Source organism: Candidatus Saganbacteria bacterium, from assembly GCA_016223245.1.
Taxonomy (GTDB): Bacteria; Margulisbacteria; WOR-1; order XYC2-FULL-46-14; family XYC2-FULL-37-10; genus JACRPL01.
In genome coordinates, this window is sequence record JACRPL010000015.1 from 1 (window position 1) to 18,191 (window position 18,191).

Annotated in this window: 24 protein-coding genes and 1 tRNA gene; 6 read left to right on the forward strand and 19 right to left on the reverse strand. The window is 41.9% G+C overall.

The genetic code is table 11. The features are described 5' to 3' along the window. Positions 1–11 precede the first annotated feature (11 nt). The 4 genes from HZC34_06015 to HZC34_06030 are packed head-to-tail and all read right to left on the reverse strand — an operon-like array spanning position 12 to position 4,910. Entirely contained in the window at positions 12–227 is a 216-nt protein-coding gene (locus HZC34_06015; protein MBI5701379.1) for a PD-(D/E)XK nuclease family protein, read from the reverse strand. 18 nt (positions 228–245) lie between these two features. Then, a complete protein-coding gene (locus HZC34_06020) occupies positions 246–2,930 on the reverse strand; it encodes an ATP-dependent helicase (protein MBI5701380.1) in 2,685 nt (894 codons plus the stop codon). Positions 2,931–2,957: 27 nt separating this feature from the next. Then, entirely contained in the window at positions 2,958–3,494 is a 537-nt protein-coding gene (gene pyrR / locus HZC34_06025; protein ID MBI5701381.1) for a bifunctional pyr operon transcriptional regulator/uracil phosphoribosyltransferase PyrR, read from the reverse strand. Positions 3,495–3,515: 21 nt separating this feature from the next. Further along, complete coding sequence (locus tag HZC34_06030) at positions 3,516–4,910, reverse strand: phosphoglucomutase/phosphomannomutase family protein (GenBank protein ID MBI5701382.1); 1,395 nt, start codon at positions 4,908–4,910, stop codon at positions 3,516–3,518. A gap of 38 nt (positions 4,911–4,948) precedes the next feature. On the opposite strand from HZC34_06030, the gene HZC34_06035 reads away from it, so the two are divergent. Both HZC34_06035 and HZC34_06040 read left to right on the forward strand, forming a co-directional pair. Next, on the forward strand, positions 4,949–5,374 hold the full coding sequence (locus tag HZC34_06035) for a nucleoside deaminase (protein ID MBI5701383.1): 426 nt from the start codon (positions 4,949–4,951) through the stop codon (positions 5,372–5,374). 72 nt (positions 5,375–5,446) lie between these two features. After that, positions 5,447–5,533 (forward strand) — tRNA-Ser (locus HZC34_06040). 5 nt (positions 5,534–5,538) lie between these two features. Here HZC34_06040 and HZC34_06045 read toward each other — a convergent pair. The 8 genes from HZC34_06045 to HZC34_06080 form a co-directional block, all read right to left on the reverse strand. Beyond that, the gene (locus tag HZC34_06045; protein MBI5701384.1) at positions 5,539–5,979 is read right to left on the reverse strand and encodes a hypothetical protein; all 441 of its coding nucleotides are present in this window, start codon (positions 5,977–5,979) and stop codon (positions 5,539–5,541) included. A gap of 107 nt (positions 5,980–6,086) precedes the next feature. Then, positions 6,087–7,211 (reverse strand): TMEM43 family protein, encoded by a 1,125-nt coding sequence (locus HZC34_06050; GenBank protein ID MBI5701385.1) that lies wholly within the window; start codon positions 7,209–7,211, stop codon positions 6,087–6,089. Between the two features lie 70 nt (positions 7,212–7,281). After that, a complete protein-coding gene (locus HZC34_06055) occupies positions 7,282–7,989 on the reverse strand; it encodes an N-glycosylase/DNA lyase (GenBank protein MBI5701386.1) in 708 nt (235 codons plus the stop codon). Further along, positions 7,907–8,482, reverse strand: a complete 576-nt coding sequence (locus HZC34_06060) for a rubrerythrin family protein (GenBank protein MBI5701387.1) — start codon at positions 8,480–8,482, stop codon at positions 7,907–7,909. Before HZC34_06060 ends, HZC34_06055 begins: the two co-directional genes overlap by 83 nt. Before the next feature lie 132 nt (positions 8,483–8,614). Further along, positions 8,615–9,805 carry an FprA family A-type flavoprotein gene (locus HZC34_06065; GenBank protein ID MBI5701388.1) on the reverse strand — a complete coding sequence of 397 codons (1,191 nt, stop codon included), beginning with the start codon at positions 9,803–9,805 and terminating at the stop codon, positions 8,615–8,617. 6 nt (positions 9,806–9,811) lie between these two features. Then, the gene (locus HZC34_06070; protein MBI5701389.1) at positions 9,812–9,988 is read right to left on the reverse strand and encodes a rubredoxin; all 177 of its coding nucleotides are present in this window, start codon (positions 9,986–9,988) and stop codon (positions 9,812–9,814) included. Between the two features lie 6 nt (positions 9,989–9,994). Then, positions 9,995–10,414 (reverse strand): ferritin-like domain-containing protein, encoded by a 420-nt coding sequence (locus HZC34_06075; protein MBI5701390.1) that lies wholly within the window; start codon positions 10,412–10,414, stop codon positions 9,995–9,997. Between the two features lie 62 nt (positions 10,415–10,476). After that, positions 10,477–10,797 (reverse strand): cupin domain-containing protein, encoded by a 321-nt coding sequence (locus HZC34_06080; GenBank protein ID MBI5701391.1) that lies wholly within the window; start codon positions 10,795–10,797, stop codon positions 10,477–10,479. 181 nt (positions 10,798–10,978) lie between these two features. Between HZC34_06080 and HZC34_06085 the strand changes: the two genes are divergently transcribed. After that, positions 10,979–11,509 carry a ferritin family protein gene (locus HZC34_06085; GenBank protein MBI5701392.1) on the forward strand — a complete coding sequence of 177 codons (531 nt, stop codon included), beginning with the start codon at positions 10,979–10,981 and terminating at the stop codon, positions 11,507–11,509. 137 nt (positions 11,510–11,646) lie between these two features. On the opposite strand, the gene HZC34_06090 is transcribed toward HZC34_06085, so the two are convergent. Genes HZC34_06090 through HZC34_06115 form a run of 6 tightly spaced genes read right to left on the reverse strand, consistent with a single transcriptional unit; the run spans position 11,647 to position 15,743 of the window. After that, positions 11,647–12,414, reverse strand: coding sequence for an ABC transporter permease (locus HZC34_06090; protein MBI5701393.1), 768 nt, complete (start codon positions 12,412–12,414; stop codon positions 11,647–11,649). Then, positions 12,411–13,331, reverse strand: a complete 921-nt coding sequence (locus tag HZC34_06095; GenBank protein ID MBI5701394.1) for an ATP-binding cassette domain-containing protein — start codon at positions 13,329–13,331, stop codon at positions 12,411–12,413. The genes HZC34_06090 and HZC34_06095 overlap by 4 nt, the downstream gene beginning before the upstream one ends. Next, the gene (locus tag HZC34_06100; protein MBI5701395.1) at positions 13,331–13,831 is read right to left on the reverse strand and encodes a hypothetical protein; all 501 of its coding nucleotides are present in this window, start codon (positions 13,829–13,831) and stop codon (positions 13,331–13,333) included. Before HZC34_06100 ends, HZC34_06095 begins: the two co-directional genes overlap by 1 nt. Further along, a complete protein-coding gene (locus HZC34_06105) occupies positions 13,828–14,226 on the reverse strand; it encodes a hypothetical protein (GenBank protein MBI5701396.1) in 399 nt (132 codons plus the stop codon). The genes HZC34_06100 and HZC34_06105 overlap by 4 nt, the downstream gene beginning before the upstream one ends. Then, complete coding sequence (locus HZC34_06110) at positions 14,223–14,759, reverse strand: nucleotidyltransferase domain-containing protein (GenBank protein ID MBI5701397.1); 537 nt, start codon at positions 14,757–14,759, stop codon at positions 14,223–14,225. Before HZC34_06110 ends, HZC34_06105 begins: the two co-directional genes overlap by 4 nt. Before the next feature lie 48 nt (positions 14,760–14,807). Continuing rightward, entirely contained in the window at positions 14,808–15,743 is a 936-nt protein-coding gene (locus HZC34_06115) for an FAD-dependent oxidoreductase (protein ID MBI5701398.1), read from the reverse strand. A 66-nt stretch (positions 15,744–15,809) separates the two neighbouring features. Between HZC34_06115 and HZC34_06120 the strand changes: the two genes are divergently transcribed. From HZC34_06120 to HZC34_06130, 3 genes are read left to right on the forward strand one after another with little or no spacing between them, the layout of a single operon-like run. Continuing rightward, positions 15,810–16,532: an MBL fold metallo-hydrolase gene (locus HZC34_06120; GenBank protein MBI5701399.1), complete on the forward strand. Its 723-nt coding sequence runs from the start codon at positions 15,810–15,812 to the stop codon at positions 16,530–16,532. A 12-nt stretch (positions 16,533–16,544) separates the two neighbouring features. Then, positions 16,545–17,354, forward strand: coding sequence for a HAMP domain-containing histidine kinase (locus HZC34_06125; protein ID MBI5701400.1), 810 nt, complete (start codon positions 16,545–16,547; stop codon positions 17,352–17,354). Positions 17,355–17,369: 15 nt separating this feature from the next. Further along, a complete protein-coding gene (locus HZC34_06130; protein ID MBI5701401.1) occupies positions 17,370–17,762 on the forward strand; it encodes a hypothetical protein in 393 nt (130 codons plus the stop codon). On the opposite strand, the gene HZC34_06135 is transcribed toward HZC34_06130, so the two are convergent. Beyond that, positions 17,747–18,169 carry a transposase gene (locus tag HZC34_06135; protein MBI5701402.1) on the reverse strand — a complete coding sequence of 141 codons (423 nt, stop codon included), beginning with the start codon at positions 18,167–18,169 and terminating at the stop codon, positions 17,747–17,749. The genes HZC34_06130 and HZC34_06135 overlap by 16 nt on opposite strands. Positions 18,170–18,191: the final 22 nt, after the last annotated feature.

Sequence of the window (18,191 nt, forward strand, 5' to 3'; positions counted from 1 at the left end):
CGCAGATTAGTTCACACAGCTGAACTCGAACATATCTCATTGTACGGACAATAACCGCATTTCATCGCAGCAGGCGCCGCCCTATAGTCGGGCGAGCGTATCGAATCCCCCACTATCTTTATCTTCTCCCAAGTTTTATCTAAGTCTTTTTTTTTTTTTTCAACATATCCTATAATTCCATTTTCTAGAAAGTGTAATTGAACAGAGTCAGGAATGCGGTCAAACATTTCTTGCCATGCTATCGCCTAAATAGACAGCTGTATGCTTTCTTTAGCTCGCTTATCCGCATCTTCTTGCGTTTTAACTTCGGTCGATTTAAAATCAACGATCGAGATGCGGAACGCTGGATGCGAAATGCGATTTTCGAGCACTAAGTCCCATCGACCTTTTATTTGAATGCGATCCCTAATTATTTTAAATTCTTCCTCAACGAACATAACATCGGCTTTTGATCTTTTCTGTTCTTTAAAGAATCGTTTAAGAGCATCTTTCCCGCCCGCAAGCCTCGCCTCTTCATGCTGTCTTGATATAAAGCCCTCGGAGCTCCAATTATTCAAGAAAACATCAATTAGACCTTTCTCGGAGAACTTTTGGGAATTCAATTTCGAAGAATAATATGTTAGCGGACAAGTTAGATAATCATCTATCGGATAATATGAAAGAGACAAAATTTCATCGTCGACGATCTTTTTAATTGGAAATAGTGCGGTCTCTTGCGGCGCGAACAATTCGATCTGGTCGATCGGCTTTTTCTTTTGGGGCGCAACATCGGCTTTGGGAAGGTCAAGTGACTCCATGACAAATTGAGAAACCTTGCGTTCGCGCTTACCGCCGTAATCGACAGCCGATGTCAAAAACAATTCGGACTTCGCGCGGGTCATTCCGACATAAAACAGTCGCCTCTCTTCTTGCAGGTGAACATCGCCAGTCGGGACATATTCTTTGATAAGAGTTTGTGGGAGTTCTATGACTTCGGATCTGGCTCGAGTCGGAAATTTTTCTGAGACCAATGACACCATAAATACTACCGGAAATTCCAAGCCCTTTGCCTTGTGGATAGTTAGGACGCTTACGGCATCGATGTCGGAATCTGGTTGCGACGCTTCGGGATCTTCTCCCGCGTCTTTTAACAAATTAAGATATTTTACGAACTCTGAAACACGATCGATCTCGACTATTTCATGAAATTCGCGGACTTTATTAAAGAACTTGGCGATATTTCGCAGCTTCGCATCGTTTTCCAGTGATTCAACCGCTGTTAAAGATTCCAAATACTTTGATCTTTTTAAGAATTGATACAGAACTTCGCCCGTTGTATGGTCTTTTGAAAATTCAAGATACCAAGAGACGTCTTCCATGATCTTTTTGATGATTATTATCGATCCATCGCTTATATCCGACAGGACCGAACTCTCCGAGCCTTGAAGCCTTACCTGATCGATAGTTGAAAAGACATTATGGATAGTCGCATTTCTTCTTTTTATATAAGTTCCTATTTTTTGCATATCAAGCGGGCTTAATCGATAAACTGGAGAGATTGCCAGGTCGTATAGCGAGATATTATCGGACAGGTCGCCTATAACTCGAAGAAATGAAACGGAAAGCTTAACTTCAGGAAGAACATATAGCCCTCCCCCGCCGGAAAATAAATATGGGATACCCAATAAATTCAAAGATTGGCAGAACGGCTTTGCGGTTGAATTTGACCTGACAAGTATCGCGAAATCTTTAAGATTATACTCTCCTGCATCGAATTTTTCTTTTATATACTTCGCCACCCAATCGGCTTCGGATAGGACCGAATCAAAGTGAAGATGCTTAACTTTCTTTAAAAGAGGAACCTGAGGCTGAACGCCTCGGTTCCTAAATTCATTGGAACCGCGAAGTTTATTCGCAGGTTCCAATGCCGATATCAATTTTTTGTCTATCTTGCTTCTTACTTCAAGACGATCGGGATTGTTATGCTTAATTAAACGATATGACGTATCAAGTATAAGTTGGGTTGACCGGTAATTTGAAACCAATACAACTTTTTTGCATTTCTTATATACTTTTTCAAACTGCAAGATATTTGAAATAGCTGCCCCGCGGAACTTATAGATCGATTGGTCATCATCGCCTACAACCGTGATATTATTATTTTTTTTAGCTAAAAGTTTAAGCAATTCAAATTGTGCAAGATTTGTATCTTGAAACTCATCAACCAGAATAAACTTATATCTATCTTGGAATTTTTTAAGCACAGCCGGGTGTTCGCGAAAAAGCTTAAGAACAAGGTTCACTTGATCCCCAAAATCAACAAACCCCTTCTCCATTTTAAGATATTGGTATTTCTTGTAGATATGGGCGATCTCAAGTTGTTTTTCTGTCTCATCGCATCTCGCGTCTCGCATCTCGCGTCTCGCCCATTTAAGATACTCTTCAGGAGATATGTCCTCATCTTTCGCTCGAGAAATAATTTTAATAAGGGCCTCTATATGTCTAACTGGATCGCTTAGTGATTTAAAGTGTTTTAATGGGAAATCATGCCAATGTTCGCGGAAAAACACTATTTGGTCGGCGTGAGACAATATTCTATAATCAGGCCGCAAGCCTAAATTGATCGCATAATCCCGCAACACTCTATCACCAAACGCATGGAATGTCGCGAGAGCCACATCTATATAACCATAAGGCACCAATACGTCAACGCGGCTCTCCATTTCGTTTGCGGCTTTATCGGTAAAGGTTAAGGCAAGGATCTCTCCTGGTTTTGCCAACTTAGATGATATAAGATATGCAATTCTGCGGGTTAAGACTGTTGTTTTGCCAGTACCTGCGCCAGCGATGATCAATAGAGGTCCAGTTTTGTGGACAACAGCCTTTTTTTGTTCGGGATTTAAGCCTGAAAGTATATCTTTTTTTGTTGCGTGGGTTTTTATTTGCGGCACTAAAGCATTATACAATAATTTTAAAAATTACTTAATAATAACCCTGTCGGCGCCGTCCATCTCTAAAACTTCCACTTTAACAACTTCATTTGCATTTGTAGGGATAACTTTCCCTATATAGTCGGGATGAATAGGGAGTTCCCTGTGCCCGCGATCAATAAGCGCTACCAACTGTATCTTTGCGGCGCGGCCATAATCTTTTAAGCCATCGAGTGCGGCGCGAGCGGTGCGTCCGGCAAATATTACATCGTCTACAAGTATAACCACTTTATCATCAACAGAGAAGGGCATATCCGATTTCCTTACTGTAATATATTCTCCTTTCTTTGAAAGATCATCGCGATAAAGTGAAACATCCAGAGAGCCAACAGGAATTAATTCATGTTCGGATTGGTCAATAATTTTTGCGATGCGCTTAGCTAGTGGAACGCCTCTATTCATAACGCCTACTAATACTATATTTTTAGCTCCCCTATTTTTCTCAACTATTTCATGAGCGATACGAGACAAGGCTCGATTTACTGCCGCATCATCCAAAAGTATTTTTTCTTTTCCGTTTGTCATGTTATTGCTCCCTTTCTTGTATTATACCAAAGTTTTCAAATAATTATCTATTGCATCGAGGCTTTTTTTGCTGCAGGACTCGGCGTAGATCCTGACCATTGGCTCGGTGCCGGACGGCCTAATAAGAAACCAACTTCCATCCTCGAGGATCATTTTAACGCCGTCGATCTTTTTCACGCCGGCCACTTTCAATCCATCGATCGAGGATGGCGGATTATTTTTCAAGGTTTCGATCAATTTTTGTTTTTTATTCTCATCCAATTCGATCTTACCGCGCCTGCCCTCGAACGGACCATATTTCTTTGTAAGATCTTTCCATATCTGTGAGAGTGCCTTTTCTTTTCTCGCGACCATTTCGACAACCAAGAGGCAAGCAAGCACTCCGTCTTTTTCAGGGATATGGCCTTTGATCGAAAGTCCCCCGCTCTCCTCCCCGCCTATTATCACATCTTCATTCATCATATGTTCGGCAATATATTTAAACCCGACTTTTGTCTCATGTAATTTGATATTATGCTGTTTTGCTATTACATCTATCATTGAAGTAGTTGCGATCGACTTGGCGACCGACCCGGTATATTTCTTATCCGCCGCCAAATAATCGAAAACCATTGAGATTATCTGGTTTGCGGAATAGCAATCTCCTGCTTCATCGACTACCCCGAACCTATCGGCATCGCCATCGTTAGCGAGTCCCAAATTCGATCCGATCTGTACAACTTTCCGTTTTAATTCTCCCAATTGTTCGTCGGAAGGCTCCGGATTAGAGCCGCCAAACAATACATCCCGATAATTGTGGATAGCTTCCACCTTGCATCCGCATTTTTCAAGCAGCATATCCGTATAATCACGGCCCGAACCGAACATGGGATCATAAGCGACTTTCAAGTTTGCGGCCCTTATCGCATCGACATCAATTATTTTTTCCAAATATTCGAAATATGACGCACGCGGGTTGAAATGTTCTATCTTCCCTTTTTTATCGGGCTTTGGAAGTTCGATCTCCGAATTTGAGTTTTCCGCCAGTTCTTTTGTGATGGTTTCGTTTGCCGGGCCTTGGTATTCAGGGATGAATTTAATTCCGCAATATTGAGGCGGATTATGGGAAGCTGTTAACATTACCGCGCCGCAAGCGCCGGTTGGCTTGATATATTTTATAGACCATGCAATTACGGGAGTTGGAACGTCGCGGTCGGGGATAAAGACATCGATCCCCGCTTCTTCCATGACTTTTGCGACTTCATATGCGAATTTATCGGCTAAAAATCGAGGATCGTACCCGATAATAATAGGTTTGTCCGCTTTTTTATTATTAATTAAATATAGTGCGATGGCTTTAGCGACACGACGCACATTATCGAATGTGAATTCGTCGGAAATTATTGCCCGCCAACCGTCTGTTCCAAACTTGATCATGTTTACAATTTTAACACAAAGAAGTAGAATTTGAAAATATGCACGATAAATGGATGGGAGAAGCGCTCGATGAGGCTCGTAAAGCATTTAAAAAGAAAGAAGTTCCGATAGGATGCGTTGCGGTTAAAGACGGAAAAATAATCGCTCGCGCGCATAACTTAAGGGAAACAAACGACGACCCACTCGCCCACGCAGAGATCTTATGCCTGAAGAAAACCGCCAAGAAACTTGGCGGGTGGCATTTAAACGATGTGACTCTGTATGTTACGCTCGAGCCATGTCTTATGTGTGCAGGAGCGATCATTCATGCTAGAATAAGAAAAGTCGTGTTTGGGGCAGCATCTCCAATAAGCGGTGTCTCGAGGATCTTAAAAAAGAATAAAGTTAAAATCACAAAAGGCATTCTAAAAGAACAGTGTAGCGATATAGTAAGCAAATTCTTCAAAAAATTAAGAAAAGGCTAATAACAAAGGAAAAGGCGCAGGATAAGGACAAATTTTGCGAAGCCGCGCCAAAGGCGGGCGAGCAAAATTTGTGGAGGGGTGGCCGAGCGGCTTAAGGCGTACGCTTGGAAAGCGTATATACCCTAAAAGGTATCAAGAGTTCAAATCTCTTCCCCTCCGATCTTTTATTTGCTTAGCCTGACGCTCTTTACTACCTCATCAAATTCCGGCCCTATCCCTAATATACAGACAGTATATTTCTTATCGGGAAGTTTTATATAAAGTTTATTCACTTTATCTCGGCTTCCTTCGGGGCTAAAATTCAAGTACATCGTCCCTTTCCAACCGTTCATTGCCATCTTTTTTGACTTGATAGGCCCTGCATACGATGAGGGAGGAGCAGCGTATGTTCCCCACGTAACCTGGACCATCTTTTTTTTCGGGGAAATAAACCTTGCAATCGGCGGATTATCTTTCAGTTCCCAATCGCTTGGATAATTGAGCGCCATTTCCCAGACGGATCCCGAGAATTTAATATTATATATTCCGGCGGGAGCCTCTGCCAAGACCGCACAATAAGACAGCAGTATAAATAACCCGATAACAAGAACAATTATTTTTTTCATTTTCCCCTCCCAATAAAAATCCCTTCGGGTGTTTATTCCGAAGGGATTTCATTTAACATAACATTCGAGGAACCGAGAATTTATTCTCAGGTTCCGAGCTTTAGGTTCTACGCTTTTTTGCCTGCAGGCCGCATTTTTAAGAATGCGACGATCGCACCTATGATCACCAAAATAGTAATAACAAGCAGAATAATATTGTGCGCGATCATTGCGACAGTTATTGTTACTGCCGATAACACAAGAGCAACTAGGAAAGTCACAACGCCAATTACACTCTTGCTTATATCCGATAGGATCGGGAGGACCTTAAGAAACGCGTTTATTGGGCCCAGGAACATTGACAAACCAAACCACATCATAAGGAATCCTATCCCTCTCCACATCCATTTGCCCATTTTGAATTCACTGGTCATTGTAGCCAAAGCTTCTTCACGCGTGCCGGCAAATGCCCTGTAGATCCTATCTTTGCCTTCGTGGACATATGCAACAAGCTTTCCATCTGATTGTTTTCCAAAGGCCGTGACATCGATCCCGGACGGGACCGCATAGAAACTGATCCTTAGATCGCCAAGTTCAGGGGCTTGGAAAGTGCCCTTTGCCGATTTTTTAATAAAAATATAATTATCGCTCAAGCTCCTGCCCGCTCCAGGGATAATATTGCTCCCAGTTATTGAAACATGCTTTGATGATGGGAGCCATATGCTTTTTGCGTCGACTTTAAAAGCGCCCACTTTTACGGCTGGCGAATAAAATGTCGCATTTTTTACCGGGAGCCCTGGGTTTGCATGGCCTTCCGGGACTTTAAAATTAGCGGTTTCTTGAGGAACGCTTGTCCACCTCTTTTTATATGTATATGTCGTCGTAGTCTCGCTTCCGCCGCCAACTTTATCTTCCGTCTTGCTCTGGCTTTCTTCCGCCCAAGCGAACATCTCAACAAAGCGGGAAAGGGACGCATAATTGCTCGTCTTTAAATAGTTTGGGTCTCCGAGCTTATCGGCAACAAGTGTCCCGGTAACTGAAACGAATTTACCTTCGTTGCCGGAATTTACAGCCGAAGCTTCAACCTGTGCGCTAATTTTCGCGACATTCGACATATTGACCGCGCCTTCGTTGTTCCATAATACCGCGAATGAACCAAGAAACAGGAGCAACCCGATTATAACTCCCGAAAAGGCCGCACCAATGTTTTGCCCCCAACTTTTACTGCTCGTTTCCGTATACTGATCTGCCATATTTTTTCCTCCCTATTATTTCCGATCCAAAAGTAATTCTAGATACCATTCAAATTGAAGTCAAGCGGAATTATTTAAAGTATTCGCCTGTCTGCTTTCTCCATAATATCAGATCGAGCTTGTCCGCGGGAATTCCTATCTTTTTTGCGAAATTAAGCATTTTTTTCTCAATTTCAAAATAAGTTTTTTTGGTAATGGTCTTTGGAATTTCTTTGATCACGCCTAAAAGCTTGAGGTTCTTTAAAATATGCCTATCAAGTATCGCAATATTTCCACCCTTTCCAATATTCCTCAAGAAATGCGAGGCTTCTTTGTAGCCAAGCCCTTTAATATTTCCAACAAGCCATTCGCGAAGATCAATAATATTTGCGAAGCTCTTTAGCTTCGATCTAATATCCACCCTATTTCCCCTCAGAAATAATTTCCGGGCTTCCACTATGTATTTCGCCTTATTATTATGGAAACGGACTTTTCCTTTTATTATCTTTGAAATATCCGATGCGGAGCCTTTAAGGCAAGCTCTTTTTGCGACAAGCTGTTTGACAGCTTCAAAACAGCTTTTGGCTTTTGATTGGGGGGTCAATAAGCAGAATATCAATTCCGAAAAGATCTCGCTTTCTTTTCCAACTTTGAAAATTTCAACAAATTCATCAAGACGAGATTCTATCTTTTCCCTTTCAGAAGAATAGATCTTTTTAATAATTCTCAGAAAGGACCTCGAAATACGACTGTGGATGCGCGCATGCAGGGCATGATCTTGGAGCCTCGGTTCCCTCATGGACATAACCGCAATTGCGGCAATGCCATTTAACAGGGGCGTCTTTTTTGAAAACTTTATTTTCTTTCAGATTTTTCAAAAGCTTGCGATATCTTTTCTCGTGCTGTTCCTCGACTTCCGCTATCTCTTTAAAAACGATCGAGACTTCATCAAGCCCTTCTTCTCGGGCTATTGCCGACGCATCGACATAAAGCTTTGTCCATTCAAGTTTTTCGCCAGCGGCTGCCGCTTCAAGATTTTGCGCAGTATCGGATATAACACCCGCCGGATATGTTGCGGTTATTTCAACATCGCCTCCCTGCAGTAATTTGAAAAATCTTTTTGCGTGTTCTTTTTCGTTATCGGCTGTTTCTTCAAATATCGCGGCGATCTGCTCTAACCCTGCTTTTCTGGCAACAGATGCAAAATATGTATATCTGTTTCTCGCCTGCGACTCCCCTGCAAAAGATGCCAATAAGTTCTTCTCTGTCTTTGTTCCTTTTAATGACTTCATTTATACGCGCTCCTTTTTATCACGACAAACCTGATAATAAATTCTCGGTTTGGCCTAAACAAAGCAGAATTAATTCTGCTTTGTTTTATTTTTTTTGGAACCGCGAATTTATTCGCAGGTTCCACATTTTTTCTACTTAATGACCAACGGGTCGTTTTGATGCTTAATTTTTATTTGCTCTGCCAAATTTTCGAGCGCTTTGAAATCGGCTTCTTTTGGATATCCTTTTACAATAACAGGTTCAAAAAACTCCGCTTTTAAGTTTGGAAGCGCGCCTTTTACCTGTTCGACCGTTTTTCCGCCCCATCCGAACGACCCAATGATCCCTGCATATCTTGTTTTTGGCCTCAGCATATTGGCAAAGAACGCGGCATTTGCAGCAAGCGGATGCGGACCCGCCAGTATTGTCGATGTGCCAAGAATAATAGTAGCCGAATCAACTAAAGCTACAGCTATCTCACCGATATCAGATTTTGGAAGGTCGAAAAGCCTTACGGAGATATTTCTTTTCATAAGTTCGTCGACCAAATAATTGGCCATCGCGGCCGTGCTCCCGTGCATCGAAACATACGGCAGGACAACTTCATTTTTCACATTGTCGGATATCCATTCTTTGTAAGCGTCGATTATAAATTGCGGTTTGCCTAATATTGGCCCATGGCTTGGGCAGACCATTTTTATTTCAAGGCCTTTTATCTTTTCCAAATGGCCTTTAATGCTTACGCGGAACGGCATCATTATCTCGGCGTAATATCGTTTATTTTCATCATAGACTTTTGCTTCGCCGCCAGCTATCAATTCGGACGATGCCAAATGCGTTCCCAAGAAATCACAGGTGAATAGGATCCTATCCTCGTAAAGGTAAGTGAACATTGTTTCCGGCCAATGGACCCAGGGGGCCAAAATGAATTCAAGGGTTTTATCGCCCAACGAAAGTTTATCGCGGTCGTTTATCACGATAATCTTATCTTCGGGGATCAAGACGTGCTCTTTGAGCAGGTCTTTGCATTTCAGGTTCGTCACGACTTTCGCCATGGGGTAAAGCTCAAGGATCTTTAGAAGCGAGCCGCTATGGTCCTGTTCGGCATGGTGCGCGACAACATAATCGATCTTATCGATATTCAAAGCTTTGAGATTATCGATAAGGACCTTTGTCTTCGACGGGTCGACAGTATCCAGGAGCGCGTTATTTTCACTGCCCTTAATAAAATAAGAGTTGTATGTTGTCCCGTCAGGGAGCGGTACCAGCTCGTCGAACGATTTCCTGTCCCAGTCAAGCGCGCCGACAAAAAAAACATTGTCGGACAATTTTACGTCGAGCATATTATTTTACCCCTGCCCGCCAGCAGGCAGGTGTTCGAATTCGGTTTTTGGAGCGCCGCATACGGGGCATACCCAGGAAGTGGGAAGCGATTCGAATGCTGTCCCTGACTTTACACCCGAATCAGGATCGCCTTTTGCGGGGTCATAAACATATCCGCAAACTTTGCAAATATACTTTGGCATTGAAAATTAAACTTCTTCTAGGGCAGAAACAAAGAAATCAAGATGCTCTTCTTCTTCGGACAAAATATCTTGGAATATCTTATATGTTGTCTCATCTTTTTCGGCTTTTGCAAGGTCAATTATCTGGTTATAAAGCTTAAGAGCGCCTTCTTCGTCCTTTTTATCCTGTTCCATCATTTCTTTTAGGGTATTTCCGACAAAAATAGGAGTTGGTTTTGTTGTAGGGATCCCATTAAAATAATTAAGCCTATCCGCGATCTTTTCTGCATGCTTCATCTCCTGTATCGCGATCTCTTTGAATTTTTCGGATACCGCGTAATGCTTGACCCCGCTCCAAACTACATGCTGCCACATATATTGAACAACAACCTGAAGTTCTCTCGCTATACCCTGGTTCAACAGATCCAACATTTTTTCCGATGCCATTTTAAGTTCCCCCTCGGGCTGAGCTAAGTCGAAGCCCTTTTTTACTCACTCGAATTATACCCCTATTTTATCATAATCAAAAGCATTTTAAACTTGTCTATTGCTTTCAGCGAATGGTGCTCGTTCGCGGGCATTATTATCATATCGCCGGCATTTAATATATGCGGTTTTTTTGAAATTGAAACTTCGGCCGTACCGTCCAAAACATTAACGATCGCGTCGAAGGGCGCAGCATGTTCCGACAAACCCTCGCCTTTGTCGAACGCAAAGACGGTCACCGTTCCAGTTTTTTTATTGACCAGGGTTCGGCTTACGACCGAACCCGATTGATAGCCTATGAGCCCGGCAAGATTAATGACGCCTTCCACTTGTTTATCTACCATATTTTATCTCCTTTTTCTTCAACTCACCCCCTTAATCCCCCTCTCTTAATAAGAGAGGGGGAAACCGACGAAGTCGGAGGGGGTGAGTTAAATAGGCACTTACTATACTTATTATAAACCTCGTTGTCAAGCATAATAGATGGTGCTAAAATCACTTTATCTTAAATAAGGGAGACTGAAAATGACCAAATTATTCGATGAATTGAAGCTGGCGGTAGAACTCGAAGAAAAAGGATATGAATTCTATAAAAATACCGCATTAAATACAAATAATCCGCTGGCTGTCGCGACGCTTACAAGCCTTGCAGAGAGGGAATTGCTCCACCTTGCTCGCGTTAAAGAATATTATGAAAGCATTACAAGATCAAAAGCAGTTAATACAAATTGGTTGAACAGCGTATCAATGGCCCCATCAAAACAAGCTTTATTGACACCTATCCTTGAAAGGCTAAAAGCAGGACTCAATATGAAATTTGAAACAAAAAAAGAAGTTAATAATGCCTACAAAATAGCCGAAGGTTTGGAAAAAGACAGCTACACCCTGTACGACAAATTGGCAAGCGAGCAAACAGACGAATCCGCTAAGAAATTCTTCAAAGCATTGTCGCTTGAAGAAAATGAGCATTACGCGATATTAGATGAAACACTCGAATATTTGAACAACCCCGGCGAGTGGTATAGGCTTCAGGAAAAATGGATCGTTGAGGGCTAGTTGGAAGGGGTAATGGTTAGGGTGAGGCAGCCGGTTTTGTTTTTTGGGTTAGGATTTTTGGCCGCACAACCTGACCTAACAACCAAACTGGCATCCTAACCTTCACCTATACCCGCCTCTTCACCTTCACCCACACACTATTTTATTATTCGACGTTTCATGAAGTATAAGACAAAATAAAACGCGATGATAGCCGGAATTATCAAGGCTAGAAAGTTCAAATAAGCCGTACTTGGCAATCCCGCCCCGAATATACCGCGCGATAGTATCACTGCATGGGTTAACGGCGAAAATAAGGCGATTATCTTAACGATCTCCGGCATTTTATCCAATGGGAAAAAAACTCCCGAGAAGAAAAACAAAGGCGTTATCACCAATTCCGAATAATAGCTGAAGAAATCGAAATTCGGGGCAAATGCGGTCACGATCATGGCTAGCGATGAGAACAAGAAACCAACAACCATCATCAATAATATAAGAGTAAGAAGCATAGCAAACGATGAAGGTGCAACTCCTAACAGAACCGCAACTATAAGCATTAGAAACCCGCTTAGCAACCCTCTGGTTGTCGCCCATAAGACATCGCCCGCGACCGCATCCTCGGCAGAGATAGGCGTCACGATCAGCGCGTCATAAAGCTTTTCATGTATCATTCGGACGAACGAGCCGTATAGCGCCTCAAAAGTTGACGCTATCATAACAGCCGTAATAACAATACCGGCTGACAAGAAATGAAGATAAGATACGCCGCCAAACAATCCCATGTAGGACCCAAGGCCTAGCCCAAGCGCAACCAAATAAAATCCGGGCTCACCCAAACTCACAAGAAGCGTTGGGATGATAAATCTCTTGTAGGAGATCAGGTTTCGTTTCCAAACATAAAACAATCTATATGAAAGGTTCACTCTATTAGCCCTCTGCCTGTTAATTTTAAAAATACATCTTCAAGCGATGCCGGCCTATGAAGAACATTTGGAAGATTGAGCTTGTAAACTTTTTGGACCAGGGCTCTTCCGTCCTTACAATATATATACAAAGTATCCCCTACTCTTTCGTACCCAAATTCCATGCCGGACAAATTTTTTAGTATCATGCCGTCCTGGTCTTGAGGAATTCTTATCTCCAAGACTTCTTTTCCGATCTCGTCATTTATCAATTGGGATGGAAGCCCAGCTTTTAAGATCTTGCCTTTGTACATTACAACAAGCCTATCGCAAAGCTGTTCGGCTTCTTCCATATATTGCGTTGTTAAGACCAACGTCGTGCCTTGGTTCTTAAGCTGTCGAAGCCTTTGCCAAATAAGATGCCTTGCTTGAGGGTCAAGGCCGGTAGTCGGCTCATCGGCAATAATAATTTTCGGCTTATTGATTAGCGCACGCGCCACAAGAAGACGCCTTTTCATCCCGGTCGAGAGTTCGTCGACTTTGCTGTTAAGCTTTTTATCAAGCTCGACAAAATCCAAAAGTTCTTTTATTCTCTCTTTAGCGATACTTTTTGGGATATCGAAGAAATCGGCAAAAATAAGAAGATTTTCATAAACGGTCAGGTCGACATCTAAATTGTTTTCTTGGGGGATAACGCCTGTAATTTTTCTTATCGCGCGGTTGTCAACGCTCGCCGGCATGCCATCAACAATTATTTTACCTGATGTAATTGGCGAAACGCAATGGATCATTTTAACGGTCGTGGTTTTTCCGGCACCATTGGGACCCAAGAAACCGAAACACTCACCGCGTTTTATTTCGAATGAAATATTATCAACGGCAATAAAGTCTTTGAACTTTTTTGACAGATCATCGGCTTTGATCAGCAACTCGGACATTATTTTTTCAATGCCTTTATTCCCGATTCAAGCTCGGCATTCCTCTTTTTTAATTCGATCATTTGGAGTTCGCGCCCCACTTCCGCCTGATGGAAGACTTCCAGGTCATGTATTTTCTTGTTCAATTCTTTTTCTGCTGCTTCTCTTAAAGTCAACGCGTCATTGAGTATTATTATTTCTTCTTTCAATTTCTTATCGGATTCTTTCAATTTTTCTTCAGCCATTTTACGGTCGGTAATATCCTGCGCAGTCCCGAACATCCTGACCGCTTTCCCATTGCCGATCTTTGCCTCATCGGCAAGCTTATGTTCCTTTGTTTCCCTGCTCAAAAAATAATAAACAAAAAATAAAGTGGAAAAGCTAAGGATGTCTCCGGAAGCAACAACTAAAAACTCATCCAAATGGATCCTGGAATAAGTTAAGATAGAAATTGAAGCCAAGATCATCATTGCAATCCAGAAAACAATACTTATTATCCGCTTACTGACAAATATTTTCATTTTTGTTGTGCCTTTTTTATGGCCGCCGTTACAAAGGCCAAATATTCGAAGCAATCCTTCTCGCTTATCTCGCTTCCACCGCTGTAAAGATCGATATTCCGCTCTTGTCTCATTTTATTACCAAATACAATAATATCCTCATCGCCAAGGATCTCGTCCATTTTTTCCAAAATTTTTATATGATGCCCGATCCGGCTCTTCACCTTATACCCCTGCTTTGCTATCAAGAATATCCCGGCTTTAACAAGAGCATCGTAGCTGAATTTGAAAATAACTTCGGGAATGATAGATTCCACTGCAATCGACAAATCACGTTTCGCGGATTGGAGCAACCGTTCGATCTGATTTGCATCAAATTTGATTTTTTGAAAATACTCACCATCAAAATGAATCATATCTTAATATGTGCTCCCGAAAATATGTTTTTGACAAACTGGCTCATTTTTTTCTTTTTTAATTCATCTTCCGACATATTGACAACATTGAATTCCCGCCCAAATTCTTTTTGTAGGATATTGATCTTCTTTTGCAATTCGAGGGTAGAATGCTTACCTATCGCCAAAATATCCACATCGCTTGAAGCTTCCATCTTGTTTTTCGCGTACGATCCGAAAATGTACATCTCGTTTATGCCATAAATATCCCGTGTAATCTCTTTCAATCTTTGCACAAGGCCATGAGTTTTAATGAAGATCTGTCGATATTGCTCCAATAGCGGATATTCAATATTAATGGAAAAGAACCTCTCCTTCCCCCTGAATTCACTTGTAAAAAGGCCTTCCCTCTCAAGTTCTTTTAGTTTGCGGTCAACATTTTTAGGATCAAGCTCCAGCTTTTTGGCTAACTCATTGATATAGAGTTCCGCTTCCGGATTAAGGAAGTAATAATTTAATATCTTGACCAATATTTTTGATTTAAACGATATCATAATTTACCATGATTATGGTCATATGCTACCATAACAATCGCTAAACAGTCAATTTCTCGATAGATACCTAAACACAGCCAAAGCAGCCTTTGCCCCTTCGCCCGCGGCTATAATTATCTGCTTATCAAAACCATTCGTCACATCGCCCGCGGCAAAGATGCCATTTACGGACGTGTTTGTATCGCTATCTATCACTATCTCGCCTAGATCATTTTTTTTGACAAGCCCGATAAATTGGGTGTTCGGGATCAAGCCGACTTCAACAAAAACACCTTGGACCGACAAGTCGGATATCTTCCCGCTTCTCTCAATTTTAACACCATTAACGAATTTATCACCGAATATTTCAACAATTTTCGCGTTATTAAGTATTTCAACTTTATTGGATGCTTTTGCTTTTTCAATAAGCACCGCGTCGCCGGTCAGATCGCCTGCAATATTTACAACATAAATTTTTGAGGCGATATTCAACATGGAATGGACCGCGTCCAAAGCGGAATTACCTCCGCCAACTACGGCAACGACTTTATTGGCAAAAAGAGGACCATCGCAAATAGCGCAATATGTCACGCCTTTATTTTTATATTCTTTCTCGCCCTTAACGTTTAAAGTTTTCGGCCGTTTACCCGAAGCGATTATGATTGTTTTTGTTTCGATCGTTTTCCCGTTGGAAGTTTGGATCTGGAAGTTTGAAGTTGGAGGTTGGATGTTGGAAGTTCCTTTTTCTATCTTAAGGACGCTAACCCCTTCTTGCAGATCGAAAGAAAAAGTCTTGAGGTGCTCGCGGAATTTTAACGCAAGATCGGGTCCTGTTATAAATTGATACCCCGTATAGTTTTCGATATCGCCCGACCATGCCGCCTGTCCGCCGATATCTTCGGATATGACCGAGAAATTGAGTTTTTTCCGTGCGGCATAAACCGCGGCTGTTATTCCCGCGGGGCCGGCGCCGATGATCACAAGGTCTTTGATTTCATTTACCATTCTGAGAATATTCTAGATGAAATTTTATTGATTGCAAGCTAAATTAGTTGAGTATATAATTTATCCATGACAGACTACGATCAAGCGATCGAGATCGCGGACAAAGTTTATTGGATAGGATTTTATGATAAAGCGTCAAACCTCCATTGCAACCCGTACTTGATAATAGATAACGATGAGGCAATTATTATCGACCCGGGATCCGTCCCTCATTTCCCTATAGTCGCAAGAAAAACCGTCTCCCTGATCGAGCCTAAAAAAATATCGCATATCATAATAAGCCATACCGACCCGGATATCGCAGGAGCCCTCCCCGTTTTTGAGGACTTGATATCAAACACTGATACAAAAATAATCGCGACAACAAGCTCCGCCCACTGGATAACTTTTTACGGAACAAGATCACCTTTCTATTATATTAATACTAACGAATATAAAGTTAAATTCAGGAGCGGCCGGGAGCTCCTTTTTGTCGGAGCGAACTACCTCCATACTTTCGGCGTGTTCGCGACGTACGATACAAAGTCCAAGATATTATTTACAAGCGACATCTTCGGAGCATATTCTGACAAATGGGACCTGTATGCGACGGAAGAATACAAGAAAAAAATGGAGTCTTTCCACGCGCACCAAATGCCGTCTCGCGATATCTTAAGGCATGCCCTAGAGAAATTCGAAAAGCTCGACATCGAAATGATCGCCCCCCAGCACGGGTCTATAATCAAGAAAGAATACATCAAAGATTTCATCGGATTCTTAAAGAACGTCGAATGCGGCCTCGACCTATAAAATAATATTTTTATGGACAAAGAAGCTTCGGAATTAAAGCTCGAAATGTTCCAATTACAGCGGGATTTCAAAGTCAAAGAAAACCTGCTCACCGAACTTGTATCCAAAATTGAAAGCGACCGCCAAAAGATAGTCGATCTGGAAAAACTACGGGACGACCTCACAAACATGATAGTACATGACCTAAAAAATCCTTTAAGCGGGATAGTTTCCGCGAACGAACTGCTCTTGGACAAGAATATTGGTCCGCTAAACGACAACCAAAGGCTCTGCGTTGAAAATGCCCTTGCCGGGGCAAAGAAACTCATGAATCTTATTATGGATATCCTTGATGTCAAAAAAATGGAAGAAAACAGGCTCGAGATAAAAAAGGTCACATTTAAATTGAAAGAGATTAAGGATAGTTTGTCATGGATAAACGCCGGCGCGAAAAAAGACAAGAAAGAAATAACATTTAATTTTGACCAAGACTTAACCGTTGATGCAGACAAAGATCTAATAATCCGTGTAATTGAAAATTTATTATCCAATGCCATTAAGCACACCCCCGCTAACGGCAAAATATCGCTAAACATCAAGAAACAAAATAATAATATATTGTTTAAAGTGATCGATTCCGGCGAAGGAATACCGAAAGAATTCCTGCCGCGCGTTTTCGATAAATTTTTCAAAGTCGAAAGGCAGCAATTAAAAACTAAGATCGATACTGGTCTTGGGCTGGCCTTCTGCAAAATGGCTGTTGAAGCTCATGGCGGCAAAATTGGCGTCGAATCGGAATTAGGCAAGGGTTCGAGATTTTATTTTACGCTGCCGATTGGATAACGACCGGAGGACAAAATGAAAGAGTTCTTTACGAACCAGATGGATTATATCTATTTCCTCTACGGTTTTGCTTTCCTTGTGTTCTCTATTTCATGCTATTTCCTCGGAAAGAGCAAAAGCTCCAAATTGCCTTGGAATTCCTTATTCTTTTTTGCACTGCTGCATGGATTGAACGAATGGGCCGATATGCTGGTCTTCTCCATTGGCGATGCTCCTTATTTTAATTTTACAAGGACCGTCACCCTGGGAATATCTTACTTTTTTCTTTTCGAATTCGGCAGGATCGCGCTAAAAGACCAGAAAAAGATCGGCCTCGGCACAAAAATATATTTGCTTATGAGCCTGTGCCACAACCCGGTTTCGAACCATCAATCTTGTAAATATTTTCCATTTTATGCTTTGGTGTGAATTTTCAGCGAAAAGTATTTCTGAAAATAGCTCTTCCTTAGTCGATTTAAAGCTGTTAAGCCTCGACACGTTTTTATCTGTCCAAAAACAGGTTCGACCGTTTTTCCACGTAAGCAATAATATTTCCGGCCTCGCTGGGTTAATAATTTCCTTTCCATCAATTGCGTACTCGTAAATCCCTGTGGAATTCTGCCCCGAGGACTCCCGGCTTCCCGCTGCGCCTTCTTTATCTTCCATTCCTTGTTGACCGCGACGAACAATTCTGTCGCCTCTGTCTCTAAAGCTAAATTCGCTTCACTGCAATACCCCGCGTCGGCTAAAATTATCTCCGCGACTTCTCCGCTCTGTTTTTCCATAGTTTCCATCATCGGCTCAAGTTGTTTCTTGTCATTGCAATCCTGTGTCACTGCCTGTCCCACGATAATCTGA

Bases quoted from the DNA above. Each gene is read 5' to 3' on its own strand.
- HZC34_06015 (MBI5701379.1), bottom strand. From the start codon at position 227: ATGTTTGACCGCATTCCTGACTCTGTTCAATTACACTTTCTAGAAAAT.
- pyrR (MBI5701381.1), bottom strand. From the start codon at position 3,494: ATGACAAACGGAAAAGAAAAAATACTTTTGGATGATGCGGCAGTAAAT.
- HZC34_06030 (MBI5701382.1), bottom strand. From the start codon at position 4,910: ATGATCAAGTTTGGAACAGACGGTTGGCGGGCAATAATTTCCGACGAA.
- HZC34_06035 (MBI5701383.1), top strand. From the start codon at position 4,949: ATGCACGATAAATGGATGGGAGAAGCGCTCGATGAGGCTCGTAAAGCA.
- HZC34_06045 (MBI5701384.1), bottom strand. From the start codon at position 5,979: ATGAAAAAAATAATTGTTCTTGTTATCGGGTTATTTATACTGCTGTCT.
- HZC34_06050 (MBI5701385.1), bottom strand. From the start codon at position 7,211: ATGGCAGATCAGTATACGGAAACGAGCAGTAAAAGTTGGGGGCAAAAC.
- HZC34_06055 (MBI5701386.1), bottom strand. From the start codon at position 7,989: ATGAGGGAACCGAGGCTCCAAGATCATGCCCTGCATGCGCGCATCCAC.
- HZC34_06060 (MBI5701387.1), bottom strand. From the start codon at position 8,482: ATGAAGTCATTAAAAGGAACAAAGACAGAGAAGAACTTATTGGCATCT.
- HZC34_06065 (MBI5701388.1), bottom strand. From the start codon at position 9,805: ATGCTCGACGTAAAATTGTCCGACAATGTTTTTTTTGTCGGCGCGCTT.
- HZC34_06070 (MBI5701389.1), bottom strand. From the start codon at position 9,988: ATGCCAAAGTATATTTGCAAAGTTTGCGGATATGTTTATGACCCCGCA.
- HZC34_06075 (MBI5701390.1), bottom strand. From the start codon at position 10,414: ATGGCATCGGAAAAAATGTTGGATCTGTTGAACCAGGGTATAGCGAGA.
- HZC34_06080 (MBI5701391.1), bottom strand. From the start codon at position 10,797: ATGGTAGATAAACAAGTGGAAGGCGTCATTAATCTTGCCGGGCTCATA.
- HZC34_06085 (MBI5701392.1), top strand. From the start codon at position 10,979: ATGACCAAATTATTCGATGAATTGAAGCTGGCGGTAGAACTCGAAGAA.
- HZC34_06095 (MBI5701394.1), bottom strand. From the start codon at position 13,331: ATGTCCGAGTTGCTGATCAAAGCCGATGATCTGTCAAAAAAGTTCAAA.
- HZC34_06100 (MBI5701395.1), bottom strand. From the start codon at position 13,831: ATGAAAATATTTGTCAGTAAGCGGATAATAAGTATTGTTTTCTGGATT.
- HZC34_06105 (MBI5701396.1), bottom strand. From the start codon at position 14,226: ATGATTCATTTTGATGGTGAGTATTTTCAAAAAATCAAATTTGATGCA.
- HZC34_06110 (MBI5701397.1), bottom strand. From the start codon at position 14,759: ATGATATCGTTTAAATCAAAAATATTGGTCAAGATATTAAATTATTAC.
- HZC34_06115 (MBI5701398.1), bottom strand. From the start codon at position 15,743: ATGGTAAATGAAATCAAAGACCTTGTGATCATCGGCGCCGGCCCCGCG.
- HZC34_06120 (MBI5701399.1), top strand. From the start codon at position 15,810: ATGACAGACTACGATCAAGCGATCGAGATCGCGGACAAAGTTTATTGG.
- HZC34_06125 (MBI5701400.1), top strand. From the start codon at position 16,545: ATGGACAAAGAAGCTTCGGAATTAAAGCTCGAAATGTTCCAATTACAG.
- HZC34_06130 (MBI5701401.1), top strand. From the start codon at position 17,370: ATGAAAGAGTTCTTTACGAACCAGATGGATTATATCTATTTCCTCTAC.